Source organism: Aeromonas sp. 2692-1 (assembly GCF_013085505.1).
Lineage (GTDB): Bacteria > Pseudomonadota > Gammaproteobacteria > Enterobacterales > Aeromonadaceae > Aeromonas > Aeromonas hydrophila.
Window position 1 is genome coordinate 579131 of sequence record NZ_CP038513.1, and the last position, 15694, is coordinate 594824.

Here is a 15694-nt window from a genome sequence, read left to right on the forward strand (position 1 = left end):
CGCCGCGGCCCCGGTCATTCGCGCTGCCGCGTCTTGAGCCAGCGTCCCGGGCTCATACCGAACTCCCGTTCAAACGCCCGCCCAAAGGCAGTTCCGCCGCTGTACCCCGCCCCCAGCGCCACCTGAGTGATGGACTCCCCTGCCAGCAGTTGCTGACTGGCCAGCATCATGCGCCAGCGCGTCAGATAGCCCAGTGGCGTCTGCCCGGTCAGCGCCTGGAAATGGGCGGCGAAGCGGGCGCGCGACATGCCCGCCTCCCGTGCCAGCGTCTCGACCGTCCAGGGCTCGTCTCCCCGCTGATGCATGGCCGTGACGGCCCGCGCCAGACGCGGGTCGGAAAGCGCAGCCAGCATCCCCTGCCGGCAGTGCCCCTGTTCCACCAGATGGCGCAGCAGCAGGATCAGCAGTACCTCCAGCAGACGGGAGAGGATCGGTGGCTGGCCGTAGCGGTCGGCGAAGGCCTCCTCGAACAGCAGGGTCAGCACCGGCGCCATGGCCGGAATCGCCTGCAGCGGCAGTACCAGGGTATCCGGCAGCGCCAGCTGCAATGGTGAGTCACCCGTCGGTCCGAACGACACGCTGGCACACACCAGGTCGCAGCCTGCCAGCTGACGCGGTTCGAGCCTGTGTCCCCGCCCACGGGGAAACAGGATCAGGGTCGGTTCGGTCAGCAGCAGGGGCTCTCCCCCCTCCTCGCGCAGCAGCAGTTCGCCACGGCGCAGCAAGTGCAGGTGGCCACCCGCCGGATAGTCATGGCTGTGGGAGTGCTGGCACAGATTGCCGGCAAAGAAGAGGTTGGCCCGGGGCGCGGCATGGGCCAGCAGTATCGAGAGTGGATCCATGTTTGAGACGATAAGTCGCCAATAGTGGACTATGGGTGACAAACCGTACCATTAAAACCGGCATAGTGTCTCCCGTACCCAACCCAAACAGGAGCACACCATGAGTCGCATTCACCCCGTGAGCCAGCCCAAACCGGCTGCCGCCCCCACCTTCGCCGCCCTCAAAAGCAGCCTTGGCAAGGTTCCCAACCTCTACGCCACCCTGGCCCATTCACCCGCGGTGCTCAACGGCCTGCTCGGTTTTGCAGATGCGCTGGGCAAAGGGCGACTCAGTGCCCGCCAGCGGGAGCTGCTGGCACTGGCCATCGGCCAGGCCAACGCCTGCCAATACTGCCTGTCGGCCCACACCCTGCTGGCTGGCCGGGCCGGTTTCGATGACGACGCCATCCGGGCTGCCCGTCTGGCCCAGGCGGCGGATCCACTCGATCACGCCCTGCTGCAGCTGGCGGTCGCCCTGGTTACCCAGCGCGGTGTCATCAGCGATCAACAACTGGCCGCAGCCCGTGCCGCGGGCGTGGATGATGAGCTGGCAATGGAGGTACTGGGACAGGTGGTCATCAATACCCTGACCAACTACGGCAATCATCTGGCGGCAACCGACATCGACTTCCCGCCGGTCACTCTCACCCCCTGACAAAGGAGCATGAATGGAACGCCATGACCGAGGTTTTCTGATCGCCCTCGCCGGGGTGGTACTGACCCTGCTCTGGATCGGCGTGTTCAAGTTCACACCGACCGAGGCGGCGGCCATCCGGCCGCTGGTGGCAAGCCATTCGCTAATGAGCTGGCTCTATGCCGTGCTCTCGGAGCAAGCCGTCTCCAATCTGATCGGACTGGTCGAGATCCTGATCGCCGGCGGTCTGATTGCCGGCCTGTGGCGACCACGTCTGGGCTACTGGAGCAGCCTGGGGGCCATCCTGACCTTCCTCGTGACCCTCAGCTTTCTGCTGACCCTGCCGGGCGTCTGGAAGCTGGTCGACGGAGTGCCGGTCACCGAGTTCTTCATCTTCAAGGATCTGGTACTGCTCGGCGTTGCCTGGCACTACCTGAATTTGAGTCGCGCCAGACTGGCCGACGCCTGACGACAATGCCTTTTTGCGCCCCGCCAGGGGCGCTTTTTATCAGGCAGCCTTGACCGACCGCTTGCTCCCCCGCTTGGCTGTCCCGCTCATGCCACCAGCCGCCGTGCTGCGCTTGCGCTTGGTGAAGCGGCGCTTGTCGGCCCCGGGCGCCGCCTTGGGCAGGGCGCTGAAGCTGGCCCCCGAATCCTGTCTGGCGCCGTCGATCAGGCCGTTCAACTGCTCGGTCAGCGGCCCCATGAATTGCTGATAGCTCGTCTGCCGCTCGGCAATCCGGCCGAGGTGCTGCTCCCACAGCGCCGTCATGTCAGGGGTGGTCGCCGTGGCAGGCAACGCCTGAATGAGAGCTCGCCCGGTCGGAGTCGCCTTGATGCTCTTGCCCTGGCGCACCAGAAAACGCCGCTTGAACAGCAGATCGATGATGCCCGCCCGGGTCGCCTCGGTGCCGAGGCCGTCGGTCTCGCGCAGGGTCTTGCGGATCTCGGGATCCTGCACGTAGCGGGCGATGCCGGTCATGGCGGCCAGCAGAGTGGCATCGGTGAACGACTTGGGCGGCTGGGTCATCTTCTCCTGCAGCTCCCCCCGCTCGCACAGCAGCTGCTCGCCCTTGCGCAGGGCCGGCAGGGTCCCCGCCTCCTCCTCGTCATCTTCCTCCACCCCGAGCAACGCCTTCCAGCCCGCCTTGAGGATCCGCCGCGCCTTGGCCTGGAACAGGCCGCCGGCGATGCGCAGCAGCACCTTGCTGTCGTTGTACTCGAACGGCAGGTAAAACTGCAGCAGGTACTGACGGGCAATCAGGCCGTAAAGCTTCGCCTCGTCAGCCCCCAGCGTGGCCGGGTTGCCCTGCTTCTCGGTGGGGATGATGGCGTGGTGGGCATCCACCTTGCCGTCGTTCCACGCCTTGCTGCGGATCTTGCCGTCCGCCTCGCTCACCGCCTTGGCCAGTGCCGGCGCCGTGCTGGCGATGGCCTCCCGCACCTGGCCGGCCCGGTTGAAGTGATCGCTCGGCAGATGACGGCTGTCGGATCGCGGGTAGGTAATCAGCTTGTGGCGCTCGTAGAGCCCCTGACAGACGTCCAGCACCCGCTTGGCGTCCATGCCGAACCGCTTGGCGGCATCGATCTGCAGGCTGGAGAGGTTGTAGGGCAGCGGCGCCGCCTGCTTGCGGGCCTGCTCCTCCACCTCTTCCACCAGAGCGGGTTGACCCTGGATCCGCTCCACCACCTTGGCGGCCAGCGCCCGGTTTAGCACTCGTCCCTCCTCGTCCTGCCAGGGCAGACAGGCCTCGGAAGGCAGCCACTTGGCGCTGAAACGCTCGTTGCCTTCGGTCTGTAGATGGGCCAGCACCTCGAAGAAGGGCTTGGGCACGAAGGCTTCTATCTCGAGATCCCGCCGTACCACCAGCCCCAGCAGCGGCGTCTGTACCCGGCCGACCGACAGCAGCTCGCTGCAACCCCCCTTGCGGCCAAGCAGGGTATAGGCGCGGGTCATGTTGATGCCGTAGAGCCAGTCGGCCCGGCTGCGGGCCAGCGCCGACACCGCCAGCGGCACGAACTCCTTGTTGTCCCTGAGCTTGTCGAGGGCACGCCGCACCGCCGGCGGGTTGAGATCACTGATGAGACAACGCAGCACCGGCCTGGTTTTGCCATAGCCGAGGAAATCGATCACCTCGTCCACCAGCAGTTGCCCCTCCCGGTCCGGGTCACCGGCGTTGACCACGCAGTCGGCTTGTTTGATCAGCCGCTTGATGACGGTGAGCTGGGTCTTGGTCTTCGGCTTGGCCACCAGCTGCCACTGAGCCGGGACGATAGGCAGCGACTCCATGCGCCACTGCTTGTAGGCGGCGTCATAGGCATCGGGCTCGGCCTGCTCCAGCAAATGGCCGATGCACCAGGTCACCACATCCCCCTGCGCGGTTTCGATAAAACCGTCCCCCTTCTTGTGGGGCTTGGGCAGCACGTCGGCAATGGCACGTCCCAGACTGGGCTTCTCGGCGATGAAGAGTCGCATGGCAAACACCTGAACACTGTATATGTGAACAGTATATAACGGGCCCCGGGCAAAGCCCAAGCCCTCCGCGGGCGCGAGGCGACAGGCCATAGCCGAAGCAGGAGCGATTGAGAGGGGGTGGCGGGCGGGTGCACAGCACCGCTAGGTCGTGGATGGCAGGCCCAAGCTGACCATGCCTCAAACGAGGACAAAAAAGATGAAAAAATCGCAGGAAGTTAAATTAAATTCAATTAAATGATAAATTACAAAATAATAAATGCATTTAAAATAACAATACAGAATATAAATCATGATAGAGGTCAATCAACTACCTCTCCATGGATACTACTATATTGGTAATATTTGATCGTAGGAAAACGCCGTCATGCTTGGAAAATTGTTGAGAAAAACCTGGTTCTGGCTACTGCTGCTCGGAGCCCTCTTGGGCGTTGCAGCGCTGGGGGTCACGGTGACCGTCATGCACAAGACCAGCTCCACCGAGTTCTGCGTCTCCTGTCACTCCATGCAGACCCCGCTGGCCGAGTATCAGGGCAGCGTCCACTTCCAGAACGTGAAGGGCATCCGCGCCGAGTGCGCAGACTGCCACATTCCGGGTGATCCCACCTCCTATCTGTGGACCAAGATCCGCGCCGTGAAGGATATCTATCACGAGGCGATCGGCACCCTCGACACCCCTGAGAAATACGAGGCTCACAAGCTGCGCATGGCACAGTCGGTGTGGGACGAGCTGAAGGCCAACGACTCCGCCACCTGCCGCAGCTGCCACAGCTACGCGGCGATGGACATCCTGGCCCAGCGCCCCAACGCCCGCGCCGAGCACCCAGTCGCCATCAAGGAGGGCCAGACCTGCATCGACTGTCACCGCGGCGTCGCCCACATCATGCCCGACATGAGCGGCCTGGCCGCCGCCGGTGCCAGCGAGCTGGCGCAAGCCGCCGCCCAGACCCCGGCCAGCGTCACCACCCGTTACGCCATCGCCACCACCCCGCTCTATCTGGATGCCGGCGCCAAGACCGACGAAGGCACCCTGATGCCCTCCACCCAGGTGGAAGTGCTGGCCAACGACAACGGCCGCGCCCAGGTGCGCATCGACGGCTGGCAGCAGGACGGTGTGAGCGAGGTGTTCTACGCCGCTCCCGGCAAGCGCATCCTGAGCACCCTGCTCGGCGACAAGGCCAAGGGGCAGCTCACCACCGGCAAGAGCGAAACCGACAGCGCCACCAACCTCACCTGGCATCAGGTCAGTCTGACCGCCTGGGTGGATCAGAGCCAGCTCATCGGCGATCAGGGCAAGCTGTGGCAGTACGCCTCCACCCTGATGTCCAACAACTGTACCGGCTGCCACGGCCTCACCGCACTGGATCACTTCAACGCCAACCAGTGGATCGGCGTCATCAAGGGGATGGAATCACGCACCTCCCTGACCCCGGAACAGGCACGCATGTTGACCCAATACGTCCAGAAACATGCCAGTGACATGAACGCGGCGCACTAAGGCTGGCACAGAGGAAATCGTCATGACTTTTTTTACCGATAAGCAAACCAATCTCTCCCGCCGCAACCTGCTCAAGGGGCTGGGCGCCTGCGCCGCCCTGCCGCTGCTGGCCGGCGTCTTCCCGAAGAGCGCGCTGGCCCAGGCCATCAGCACGGCGCTTGAGCAATTCCCGACCCTGGTGCCGGCCCAGAAAGGCATCCTGACCGGCGCCCACTGGGGGGCTTTCGAGGCCATCGTCGAAGAGGGCCGCATGGTACGGGTCCAGCCGGTGGCCGATGATCCGGCCCCCAACGATCTCATCGACATGGCGCCGTTCCAGGTCCACGCCAAGAACCGCATCAAGTACCCCATGGTGCGCAAGAGCTGGCTGGAACAGGGCCCGGGGGCCAAGCCCGAACTGCGCGGTGCCGACGAATGGGTGCGAGTTAGCTGGGAGAAGGCCATCGCCCTGGTGGCCGGCGAGATAGGCCGGGTGCAGAGCGACTTCGGCCCGCAGGCGATCCACGCCGGTTCCTACGGCTGGAAGAGCGTCGGCATGTTCCACAACAGCCGCACCCTGCTGCACCGCCTGATGAACCTGGCGGGCGGCTTCACCGGTTATGCCGGCGACTACTCCGCCGGCGCCGCCCAGGTGATCATGTCCCACGTGATGGGTTCCATCGAGGTGTATGAGCAGCAGACCGCCTGGCCCAACGTCATCGAGCACGCCGAACTGGTGGTGCTGTGGGGGGTCAACGCCCAGGTCACCCTGAAAAACAGCTGGAACATGCCGGATCACGAAGGTCAGGCCGGTTTCAAGGCGCTCAAGGAGAAGGGTACCCGCATCATCAGCATCGACCCTGTCTACAACGAAACCGCCAAACTGGCCGGGGCCGAGTGGATTGCGCCGAACGCCTACACCGACGTGGCCATGATGCTGGGGGTGGCCCACACCCTCTACAGCGAGCAGAAGCACGATCAGGCCTTCCTCGACCGCTACACCACCGGCTTCGACAAGTTCCTCGCTTATCTGCTCGGCCAGGAAGACGGCCAGCCGAAGAGCGCCGAGTGGGCGAGCACCATCTGCGGCGTCGATGCCGCCGTGATCCGCCAGCTGGCCCTCGACATGGCGTCCAAGCGCACCATGATCATGGCGGGCTGGGGCATGCAGCGTCAGCAGCACGGTGAGCAGCCCAACTGGATGCTGGTCACCCTGGCCGCCATGCTGGGCCAGATCGGCCTGCCGGGTGGCGGTTACGGCTTCAGCTACCACTACTCTTCCGGTGGCAGCCCCACCGCCAAGGGCGGCATCCTGGCGGGCATCTCCGCCGGCAATGCGCCGAAGAACGGGCCGGCGCCGATCCCGGTGGCCCGCATCGCCGACTGTCTGGCCAACCCCGGCAAGACCATCGACTTCAACGGCCGCAAGGTGACCTACCCGGACATCAAACTGGTCTACGTGGCGGGCGGCAACCCCTTCCACCACCACCAGGACACCAACAACCTGGTCAAGGCCTGGCGCAAACCGCAGACCGTGATCGTGCACGAGCCCTACTGGACCGCCACCGCCAAGCACGCCGACATCGTCCTGCCGGCTACCACCAGCTACGAGCGCAATGATCTGGAAATGGGCGGCGACTACTCCCAGCGCTACGTCTTCCCGATGCACCAGTGCGTGCCGCCCCAGTTCGAGGCGCGCAATGACTTCGACATCTTCCGCGACGTGGCCGCCAAGCTGGGCCTGCAGGAGCAGTACACCGAAGGCAAGGACGAGATGCTGTGGCTCAAGCAGATGTATGACGGCATGGCCGCCCAGGCCCGCGGCGCCCGGGTGGCGCTGCCGCCGTTCAACATGTTCTGGGAGTCCAACAACTACATCCGCTTCCCGGTGCCCGAGGCGAACCGCCAGTGGATCCGTCATGCCGATTTTCGCGAGAACCCGCTGCTCAACCCGCTCGGTACCCCGTCCGGCAAGATCGAGATCTTCTCCAGCACGGTGGCCGGCATGGGCTATGCCGACTGCGCCGGCCATCCCAAGTGGTATGAGCCCAAGGAGTGGATCAAGAGCAAGGAGGCGACCCGCTATCCGCTGTCGCTCAACACCTCCCACCCGACCCAGCGGCTGCACTCCCAGCTCGACAACACCCCGCTGAGGGACAAGTTTGCCGTCGCCGATCGCGAGGCGATCCTGATCCACCCGGACGACGCCAAGTCGCGCGGCATCCAGGATGGCGATCTGGTGCGCGCCTTCAACGACCGCGGCCAGATCCTGGTGGGGGCCCTGCTCTCGACCGACATCCGCCCCGGGGTGGTGCGGGTCTGTGAAGGGGCCTGGTTCGATCCGGCCAAACCGGGCGAGGCGGGGAGCCTGTGCAAGAACGGCAACGTCAACTGCCTCACCTTCGACGAAGGCACCTCCAGCCTGGCGCAGGGCAACTGCGGTCACATGGCCCAGTTGCAGATCGAGAAGTACCAGGGCCCGGCCCCGGTCAACACCGCTCACGCGGTGCCGGCCAACGCCTGAGCAGAGGACTGAGCAACAAAAACGGCGCCATCAAGGCGCCGTTTTCTTATCTCGGTTTGGGGTGTGACTCAGAAGTCACCCTCAACCATATACTCTTCCGCACACTCCACCAGCTGAGGCCAGAGTTCTTCCGGCACCCAGGCATCCGGGTCATCTTCATCCCCGTCGTACTGGCTCCAGAAGTAGCGGCGCAGACCGGAGGCGAAGTCATCGCTCAGCTCGGCCAGCTCGGAGAGCGGCCCCAGCCAGGCGATGCGGCGCAGGCCGGAGGCGAGATCGTTGATGGCGTCCATCAGGCCGCGATCGTCGAAGCTCTGCTCCACCAGCAGGGTGAAGCGCTCGCGCGCCCGCTCGGTCTGATCCTCATCCAGCTCGCCCACGTCGGCCAGCAGGTCGACGAAATCTTCCAGCAGGAAGGCAATCAGGCTGTCGCGATCCTCAAACCACTGGATCTGGGCCCCCTTGGTGCCCAGCACGGAGGCATCGAACGAATCGTCGAGGTGACACAGTGCCCATGGATCATCGGTCATGGTTCTCTTCCTCAGGCTAAAACAGGTGCCATATCTTATGCCTAGCTCTCCACTCTTGCCACCTTGGGCAGCGAGAGAGAAGCCGCCAGCCCGCCCAGCTCGGCGCGTCCCATGATGAGGCTGCCGCGGTAGGCTTCCGCCAGATCGGAGACGATGTTGAGACCCAGCCCCGAGCCCGGCACCTTCTCGTCGAGCCGCACCCCGCGCAGCACCGCCTTGGCGATCTGATCCTCGCTCATGCCGGGACCGTCATCCTCGATGCGCAGGGTGATCCAGCCCCCCAGCTCGGCGCTGGAGATGCGCAGCCGGCCGGCCGACCACTTGAAGGCGTTCTCCAGCAGGTTGCCCACCATTTCGTCGAAGTCCTGCTCCTCCACCCCGACCGCCAGGGTGGCCGGCACCTGCAGGTCCACTTCCCGGCCCGGATAGAGGCGGGAAAAGGCGCGGCAGATGTACTCCACCCGCGCCCGCACCGGGGTCGACACCCCGAGGATCTTGGCGGCGCCGGTCACTCGCGCCTTGCCGAGGTGGTAGTCGATGTGGCGCTGGATCTGATCGAGCTGCTCGCCGAGAGCGGCCTGATCTTCCGGCGGCAGCTGGGCCACCTGGTTGCGCATGATGCTGAGCGGCGTCTTGAGGGCGTGGGCCAGGTTGCCGGTGTGGGAGCGGGCCCGCTGCAGCAGCTCGCCGTAGTGGTGCAGCAGCCGGTTGATGTCCTCCACCAGCGGCTGGATCTCCAGCGGGTAGCGCAGCCGGAACCCCTCCTGATGGCCCTGATGGACCCGGCTCAGCTCGCGGCGCAACAGGTGCAGCGGCCGCAGGCCGTAGACGATCTGGAACATGAAGCCGAGCACCAGCCCGGTCGCGGCAAAGCCGAGGCCGAGGAACAGGCTGATGCGGGTCTTCTTCAGGGTCTGAGTCAGGGCGCTGCTGTCTTTGGCCATCACCAGGGTGAACACCCGATCCGACCCAGGCAGTAGCACGGTGCGGGTCATGATCAGCAGCGGCTCCTTGTTGGGCCCCTTGCCGACGAAGAGATCCGGATCGCCGAAGGCCGACTTCAGGCCGTGCACGTCGAGGTGCACATCCCACAGGGAGCGGGAGCGGCTGACCACGCTCTCCCCCAGCTCCAGCTGCCAGTAGTAACCGGAGTAGGGCTGGCGAAAGCGGGGGTCGGCCATGGGTTCGGTGACCACCGGCAGGCCATCCGGCTGGATCTCGAGGCGGGAGAGCAGATCGTAGAGCTGCAGGCGCAGGCCGTCGGCCTCCGCCTCCTGCCAGTAGTTGCGCATCATGGTCTGCAGGCTGAAGCCGGTGGCGAACAGGAACAGGCCACACCAGACCATGGCGATGACCACCAGCCGCCCGCGCAGGGTGCGCACCAGCCTCATTCAGCCGCTCCGGCACAAGAGGGCATCAAGTGCCGGCTCATTCGTTGATCCGATAGCCAAGGCCGCGCACCGTCTCGATGAGATCGGAGTGGGTCTTCTTGCGGATCCGGCCGATGAATACCTCCACCGTGTTGGAGTCGCGGTCGAAATCCTGGGCGTAGATGTGGTCGATCAGCTCGCTGCGCGACACCACCTTGCCCCTGTGCTGCATCAGATAGCCGAGCACCCGGAACTCGTGGGCGGTCAGCTTGATGGGGGTGCCTTCGTACCACACCTGGGACGCCGCCATGTCGAGCCGCACCCCGCCGATCTCCAGGATCGAGCTGGCGTTGCCCGCCGCCCGCCGCACCAGGGCATGGACCCGGGCCACCAGCTCGGCCACCTGAAACGGCTTGGTGAGGTAGTCGTCGGCCCCGGCGTTGAGCCCCTCGATCTTCTCGTGCAGCTGGCCACGGGCGGTCAGCACCAGTACCGGGGTGTCGATCCCCTTGCTGCGCCACTCCTTCAGCACGCTCAGGCCGTCGCGGCCCGGCAGACCGAGATCCAGAATGATGGCGTCGTAGGGCTCGGTCTCGCCGAGAAAGCCGGCCTCGTTGCCGTCGTGGCAGAGGTCGGTCACGAAACCGGACAGGCGCAGCTGTTCCGCCAGCTGGCCCGCCAGGGTCTTCTCATCTTCAACTATCAGAATTCGCATAAATGGGTATCCAAAGCAGGGTTGTGCCGGTACCGGCGGCGGTTGGGGAACGAACCGGGTGGCGGCGCGTTCGCGGACTCACTCCATCACTCCTCTTCTGGGGGCGGACGCGGTTCGAACAGCCGCTCCAGATGATGGCCCTTGAGCCACACCATCTCCAGGTTGTCGGCCCGGTAGCCCACCTTGATGACGCTGTTCTCGCTGTCGATCAGCTTGAGTTCGTACAGCCAGATGCCGTCCTCCTCCCCCAGATCGACCCGCAGCACCCGTACCGGCAGGCGGGAAGCCACCTCCATCACCTCATGAAAGGGGCGCACCCGTCCCTCGCTGACCGCCTGCTGCAGCAAGGCCTCGTTCGGCGTGGCCGCCTGTGCCAGTGCCGGCAGCAGCAACCCAAGCAGAGACAGGGCTCTATTCATGGATGATTCATCTCCCAAAACCTAACATAATGCCGTTTATAGTCTGCCAGCCATGAATCCGGAATGAATATGATCCGACGCAGTTTCCTGCTGATCCTTTGCCTCTTCTCCACCCTCGGCTGGGCGGCCGAGAGCCGTCTCGACATGGCCGGGCTGGTCAAACTGCTGGTGGCCCAAGGGTATCACGACATTCGGGAAGTGGAGCTGGAAGGGGACAAATTCGAGGTGGAAACCCTGGATGCCCAGGGGCAACGGGTACGACTCCTGGTGGACGCCCATACGGGTGACATCAAAAAAGAGGCCGACTAGGCCTCTTTTTTATTGCGGGTTGTCGGGGCGGCGCACTGCCGGCCTCATGCCTCCCTCAGTTTCTGCGGCCGAAGCCGGCGCCAGGGACGCAGCAGCTTGTCGCGGCGCGGCACCAGCAGGGCGCAGGCCAGCAGCAGATAGATGAGCGGCTCCAGCCAGCCGCTCTTGAGCGACCACCAGTAGTGCACCGGTACCAACAGGGCCACCGCGTAGATCCAGTTGTGCAGCTGCTGCCAGGCCGGCCCCATGCGCCGCAGCAGGGCCGGGATCGAGGTGAGGCTGAGCGCCAGCAGCAACAGCAGCGCCACCATCCCCACCACTATGTAGCTGCGCTTGACCAGCTCGCCGCCAATCAGCCCCCAGTCGAACTGCAGATCCAGCCCCAGCCAGACCATAAAGTGCAGACCGGCCCAGGCGGCGCACCAGAGCCCGAGCGGGCGGCGCAGCTTGATGAGCTGCCCCTGCCGCCAGCGTTTGGCCAGCGGCGATACCAGCAGGGTGAGCAGCAGCAGGTTGAGCGCTCCCTTGCCCAGATAGTGAGTCAGCCCCTGCACCGGATCCCCTCCCAGCAGGCCGCCGGGCACGGCCACCAGCAGCCAGAGCAGAAACCCCAGCGAGGCGAGGTGTACCAGCGCCCGCAGCAGGGTGATGTGACGCGCCGTCAGTCGCAGAGTCATGGTGTCAGCTCCTCTCGTCTCAATACCACTTGCGCAGATCCATGCCCTGATAGAGGGACGCCACCTCGTCGGCATAGCCATTGAATGGCAGGGTCGGCTGGCGCTTGGCCCCGAAGATGCCCCCCTCAGCGATGAAACGCTCGCTGGCCTGACTCCAGCGCGGGTGATCCACCGCCGGATTGACGTTGGCGTAGAAGCCGTATTCGTTGGGGGCCAGCAGGTTCCAGGTGGTGGGCGGCATCTCCTCCACCAGCCGGATGGAGACGATGCTCTTGATGCTCTTGAAGCCGTACTTCCAGGGCACCACCAGCCGGATCGGCGCACCGTTCTGGGCCGGCAGCGCCTTGCCGTAGAGCCCCATCGCCAGGAAGGAGAGCGGGTGCATCGCCTCGTCGATGCGCAGCCCCTCGACATAGGGGTAGTCGATGCCGCCACCGAGGGAACGCGACGCCTGTCCCGGCAGCTGTTCCGGATCATAGAGAGTCTCGAACGCCACGAACTTGGCGCGGCTGGTGGGCTCGGCCCGGCGGATCAGATCCGCCAGCGCGATGCCGCTCCAGGGCAGCACCATGGACCAGGCCTCCACGCAGCGCAGCCGGTAGATGCGCTCCTCCAGAGTCGTGGAGTTGATGAGATCCCACACGTCCAGGGTAAACGGCTTGGCCACCTCCCCTTCCACCTTCAGGGTCCAGGGCTCGGGCTTGAGGTAGTGGCCGTTGCGGGCCGGATCCCCCTTGTCGGTGCCGAGCTCGTAGAAGTTGTTGTGGGTGGTGGCCTTCTCCTCCGGCGTGAGGATCAGCCCCTCCGGCCGGGCGGCGGCGTGGATGTTGAGCGCCCGGGTGGCGACCGGCACCGGCTTGTCGCCAGAGAAGAGATTGAGCACCCCGGCCTGGGTCGGAAACGCCAGGGTGGCGGCGCCGAGCCCCAGCCCTTTCAGGATCAGGCGGCGATCCTGATAGACGGCTTCCGGCGTGACATCCTGTTCGGTGAGGTGGTGGGCAGAGCGGCGCTTGAGCAACATGGAAAAACTCCCGGGGCGATGAGGGTAACAATCATAAGACCCGCCCCGGCCGAGTTTTATTTCACGGAAAATTACATGAATTGATAGAGGGGCAGTGCCTTGGCCATGGTTCCGACCAGAAACAGCACTACGAACACCAGCAGGGGAACGATCACATTTGGCACCATCAGACTCACTCCATGAGCAGGACAGGGCCTCTAACTATGGAGCAGGGGCCAGCGCCTCACCATGAAATATTTTCGCGAGCGCAAGCGTATTCCTGAGTTGAAATGAGTGATGCAGATCACACACAATCCCGCCCCTGCTTGCCGCCCCTCTTGCGCGGGGTAGGCTCCCTTTTTTCCGAATTTCACTACTGAAGAGTCACGCCATGAGCCCATTGATCGCCATCGCCATCACGACCGGGATCCTCTCCGCCGTCTGGGGCTGGGTCGCCGTTACCCTCGGCCTCATCTCCTGGGTCGGCTTCCTCGGCTGCACCAGCTATTTTGCCTCCAGCGGCGGCTACAAGGCGCTGCTGCAGACCCTGCTGTGCAATGCCAGCGGCATGCTGTGGGCCCTGCTGCTGATCCATGGCGACGCCTGGTGGGGCGCCGGCGTGGCGGGCTACCTGATGACCGGGGTGGTGGCCACCCTGATGTGCGTGCAGGCCAAGCAGCAGTGGCTCGGCTACATTCCCGGCACCTTCGCCGGTTGCTGCGCCACCTTCGGTGCGGCGGGGGAGTGGCGGCTGATCCTGCCGTCGCTGGTGATTGGTGCGCTGTTTGGCTACCTGATGAAGGCGAGCGGCCTCTGGCTCTCCCACAAAACCCAGAAAACCCAGGCCACCGCTGGCGTCACCGACCCGGCCTGATCCTGGCGATGTGACCGAGCCGGTCTGAAACAAGAGGGGCGGTCCGTCATCGACGGGCCGCCCCTCTGTCATTTATCCCTTCGACTTGAAGTTCGCGGCTTCGATGCCGTGCCGATTCAACAGCTTGTAGAAATCGGTGCGGTTTCTGCCCGCCATGTTGGCCGCCAGGGTCACATTGCCCTCGGTGGTACGCAGCAGCCGGATCAGATACTCCTTTTCGAACTCGGCCCGCGCCTCGTTGAACGAAGGGATGCCGCCACTGCCGCCGCTCAGCGCCGACTCCACCATGGCGGCGCCGATCACCGGGCTGCAGCAGAGGCTGGCCAGCTGCTCCACCACGCTGCAGAGCTGGCGCACGTTGCCGGGCCAACCCGCCGCCGCCAGCAGGGCCAGCGCCTCCGGCGAGAAGCCGAGGGCGGCGCAGTCGCCGTGACGGCTGCGATAGTCATCCAGCGCCTGCCTGGCCAGCAGCGGAATGTCTTCGCTGCGGGCGCTGAGGGGGGGCAAGGTGATGTTGGCCACGTTGAGCCGATAGAAGAGATCCTCCCGAAAGCGCCCCTCCTCCATCGCCGCCACCAGATCCTGATGGCTGGAGCTGATGACCCGCACCTCGGGCGTGCCCTGGCCGTACTCCTGCAGCACCTGCAGCAGCTTGGCCTGCAGCGATTCCGACAGGTCCCCTATCTCGTCGAGAAACAGGGTCGCTCCCTTGGCCTGCTCAAACAGGCCGGACTGGCCATCCTCGCCGAACAGCTGCAGATCCAGCGCCGCCCACGGCAGCGCGGCACAGTTGATGACGTGCAGTGGCTTGTCACGCCGGCTGCTGGCCTGGTGCAGCGCCTGGGTCATGACGCCCTTGCCGGAACCGGAAGGACCCATGATCAGCACGGGCACCTCCATGGCGGCGATGCTGCCAGCCTGGATCAGCAACTGCTCCATCTGCGGGTTGCGGGTCAGGATCAGCGACTGCCAATCCTGTCGCTGCTTTGGGCGCGTCAGGCTCAACGCGTGCTCTATGGTGGCGAACAGCTCATCCTTGTCGATGGGCTTGGTGAGAAAGCTGAACACCCCGGAGCGGGTGGCCTGAATGGCATCGGGAATGGTGCCGTGGGCGGTCATGATGATGACCGGCAGCCCCAGCCACTGGGACTGGATCCGCTCGAACAGCGCCAGCCCATCCATGCCGGCCATGCGCAGATCGCTCAGCACCAGATCGGCCCGTTGCTGGCGCAGCCGGTCCAGCGCCCCTTCGGCACTGTCGGCGGTATCCACCTCATAGCCCTGGCTGCGCAGGCGCATGCTCATCAGCTTGAGCAGGCTGGCATCGTCATCGACCAGCAGGATGCGACTCATTTCAGCGCCTCGCCATTGCCGTTCAGCTTGCGCTGATTGAGTTGCTCATCGATGGCGGAGAGTTGCTCGATCTGGCGGCGCAGACGCTGCACCTCCTGACTCTGATCGTCGCGCCGGCTGTCGCGGGCCAGCAGCTCCTCGCCGAGGGCTATCCAGCTGCGCAGGAAGGCCTGGGCGTCCAGCCCCAGCTCCGGCAGCAGGCTCTTGAGCTTGTCCAGCCCGGCCCGCCGGCTGGCCACCGACTCGGACGGGTGGGTGTTGACCATGGCCAGGCTGACCCGGCTCTCGATATCGGTCGCCCCCTTGAGACGCTGACGCTCCTGGGCCCGCTGCTGGGCATGGCTGGCCAGCAGCCAGTCCGAGTATTGCAGGCGCACCTGCATTTCCTTGTTGGCAAACTCCATCCGTTTGGCGAGGGCGAGATCCGGCGACGCCGCCGGGTCACGCGCTGGCAGCAGGGAACAGCCTGTGAGCAGGCTCATCATCAATACCGGAACAACACATTGTTTCATCTTGGG

16 protein-coding genes are annotated in these 15694 nt (G+C 64.8%); 6 read left to right on the forward strand and 10 right to left on the reverse strand.

Going from position 1 to position 15694, the window contains the following annotated elements; genetic code table 11:
- Positions 1-14: 14 nt before the first annotated feature.
- Complete coding sequence (locus E5E97_RS02965; protein ID WP_113995716.1) at positions 15-842, reverse strand: AraC family transcriptional regulator; 828 nt, start codon at positions 840-842, stop codon at positions 15-17.
- A gap of 100 nt (positions 843-942) precedes the next feature.
- Here E5E97_RS02965 and E5E97_RS02970 point away from each other — a divergent pair, with 100 nt between their 5' ends.
- Positions 943-1476 carry a carboxymuconolactone decarboxylase family protein gene (locus E5E97_RS02970; protein WP_049045960.1) on the forward strand — a complete coding sequence of 178 codons (534 nt, stop codon included), beginning with the start codon at positions 943-945 and terminating at the stop codon, positions 1474-1476.
- A gap of 13 nt (positions 1477-1489) precedes the next feature.
- Positions 1490-1924 carry a DUF417 family protein gene (locus E5E97_RS02975; RefSeq protein WP_171279849.1) on the forward strand — a complete coding sequence of 145 codons (435 nt, stop codon included), beginning with the start codon at positions 1490-1492 and terminating at the stop codon, positions 1922-1924.
- A gap of 39 nt (positions 1925-1963) precedes the next feature.
- Here E5E97_RS02975 and E5E97_RS02980 read toward each other — a convergent pair whose 3' ends face one another.
- Complete coding sequence (locus E5E97_RS02980) at positions 1964-3931, reverse strand: DNA topoisomerase III (protein ID WP_171279850.1); 1968 nt, start codon at positions 3929-3931, stop codon at positions 1964-1966.
- Between the two features lie 364 nt (positions 3932-4295).
- Between E5E97_RS02980 and E5E97_RS02985 the strand changes: the two genes are divergently transcribed.
- A complete protein-coding gene (locus E5E97_RS02985; RefSeq protein WP_171279851.1) occupies positions 4296-5426 on the forward strand; it encodes a NapC/NirT family cytochrome c in 1131 nt (376 codons plus the stop codon).
- 22 nt (positions 5427-5448) lie between these two features.
- Positions 5449-7929 (forward strand): trimethylamine-N-oxide reductase TorA, encoded by a 2481-nt coding sequence (gene torA, locus E5E97_RS02990; RefSeq protein ID WP_171279852.1) that lies wholly within the window; start codon positions 5449-5451, stop codon positions 7927-7929.
- Between the two features lie 68 nt (positions 7930-7997).
- Here torA and E5E97_RS02995 read toward each other — a convergent pair whose 3' ends face one another.
- From E5E97_RS02995 to E5E97_RS03010, 4 genes are all read right to left on the reverse strand, one after another.
- Positions 7998-8459 carry a hypothetical protein gene (locus E5E97_RS02995; RefSeq protein WP_010635837.1) on the reverse strand — a complete coding sequence of 154 codons (462 nt, stop codon included), beginning with the start codon at positions 8457-8459 and terminating at the stop codon, positions 7998-8000.
- Positions 8460-8500: 41 nt separating this feature from the next.
- Positions 8501-9850 carry a sensor histidine kinase gene (locus tag E5E97_RS03000; protein WP_005306363.1) on the reverse strand — a complete coding sequence of 450 codons (1350 nt, stop codon included), beginning with the start codon at positions 9848-9850 and terminating at the stop codon, positions 8501-8503.
- Positions 9851-9887: 37 nt separating this feature from the next.
- Positions 9888-10544, reverse strand: a complete 657-nt coding sequence (locus E5E97_RS03005; protein WP_011707717.1) for a response regulator transcription factor — start codon at positions 10542-10544, stop codon at positions 9888-9890.
- Between the two features lie 86 nt (positions 10545-10630).
- Positions 10631-10963, reverse strand: a complete 333-nt coding sequence (locus tag E5E97_RS03010; protein ID WP_011707718.1) for a PepSY domain-containing protein — start codon at positions 10961-10963, stop codon at positions 10631-10633.
- Between the two features lie 63 nt (positions 10964-11026).
- Here E5E97_RS03010 and E5E97_RS03015 point away from each other — a divergent pair, with 63 nt between their 5' ends.
- The gene (locus tag E5E97_RS03015; RefSeq protein ID WP_010635834.1) at positions 11027-11272 is read left to right on the forward strand and encodes a PepSY domain-containing protein; all 246 of its coding nucleotides are present in this window, start codon (positions 11027-11029) and stop codon (positions 11270-11272) included.
- Between the two features lie 44 nt (positions 11273-11316).
- Here the strand turns inward: E5E97_RS03015 and msrQ are convergent, their stop codons facing one another.
- Together msrQ and msrP are read right to left on the reverse strand one after the other, a co-directional pair.
- The gene (gene msrQ, locus E5E97_RS03020; protein WP_118880198.1) at positions 11317-11949 is read right to left on the reverse strand and encodes a protein-methionine-sulfoxide reductase heme-binding subunit MsrQ; all 633 of its coding nucleotides are present in this window, start codon (positions 11947-11949) and stop codon (positions 11317-11319) included.
- Positions 11950-11968: 19 nt separating this feature from the next.
- Positions 11969-12970 carry a protein-methionine-sulfoxide reductase catalytic subunit MsrP gene (msrP, locus tag E5E97_RS03025; RefSeq protein ID WP_171279853.1) on the reverse strand — a complete coding sequence of 334 codons (1002 nt, stop codon included), beginning with the start codon at positions 12968-12970 and terminating at the stop codon, positions 11969-11971.
- A 370-nt stretch (positions 12971-13340) separates the two neighbouring features.
- Between msrP and E5E97_RS03030 the strand changes: the two genes are divergently transcribed.
- The gene (locus E5E97_RS03030) at positions 13341-13823 is read left to right on the forward strand and encodes a DUF1097 domain-containing protein (protein ID WP_011707721.1); all 483 of its coding nucleotides are present in this window, start codon (positions 13341-13343) and stop codon (positions 13821-13823) included.
- A 72-nt stretch (positions 13824-13895) separates the two neighbouring features.
- Here the strand turns inward: E5E97_RS03030 and E5E97_RS03035 are convergent, their stop codons facing one another.
- Both E5E97_RS03035 and E5E97_RS03040 read right to left on the reverse strand, forming a co-directional pair.
- Positions 13896-15176, reverse strand: coding sequence for a sigma 54-interacting transcriptional regulator (locus E5E97_RS03035; RefSeq protein WP_011707722.1), 1281 nt, complete (start codon positions 15174-15176; stop codon positions 13896-13898).
- Positions 15173-15688 carry a hypothetical protein gene (locus E5E97_RS03040; RefSeq protein WP_171279854.1) on the reverse strand — a complete coding sequence of 172 codons (516 nt, stop codon included), beginning with the start codon at positions 15686-15688 and terminating at the stop codon, positions 15173-15175. Before E5E97_RS03040 ends, E5E97_RS03035 begins: the two co-directional genes overlap by 4 nt.
- Positions 15689-15694 lie beyond the last annotated feature (6 nt).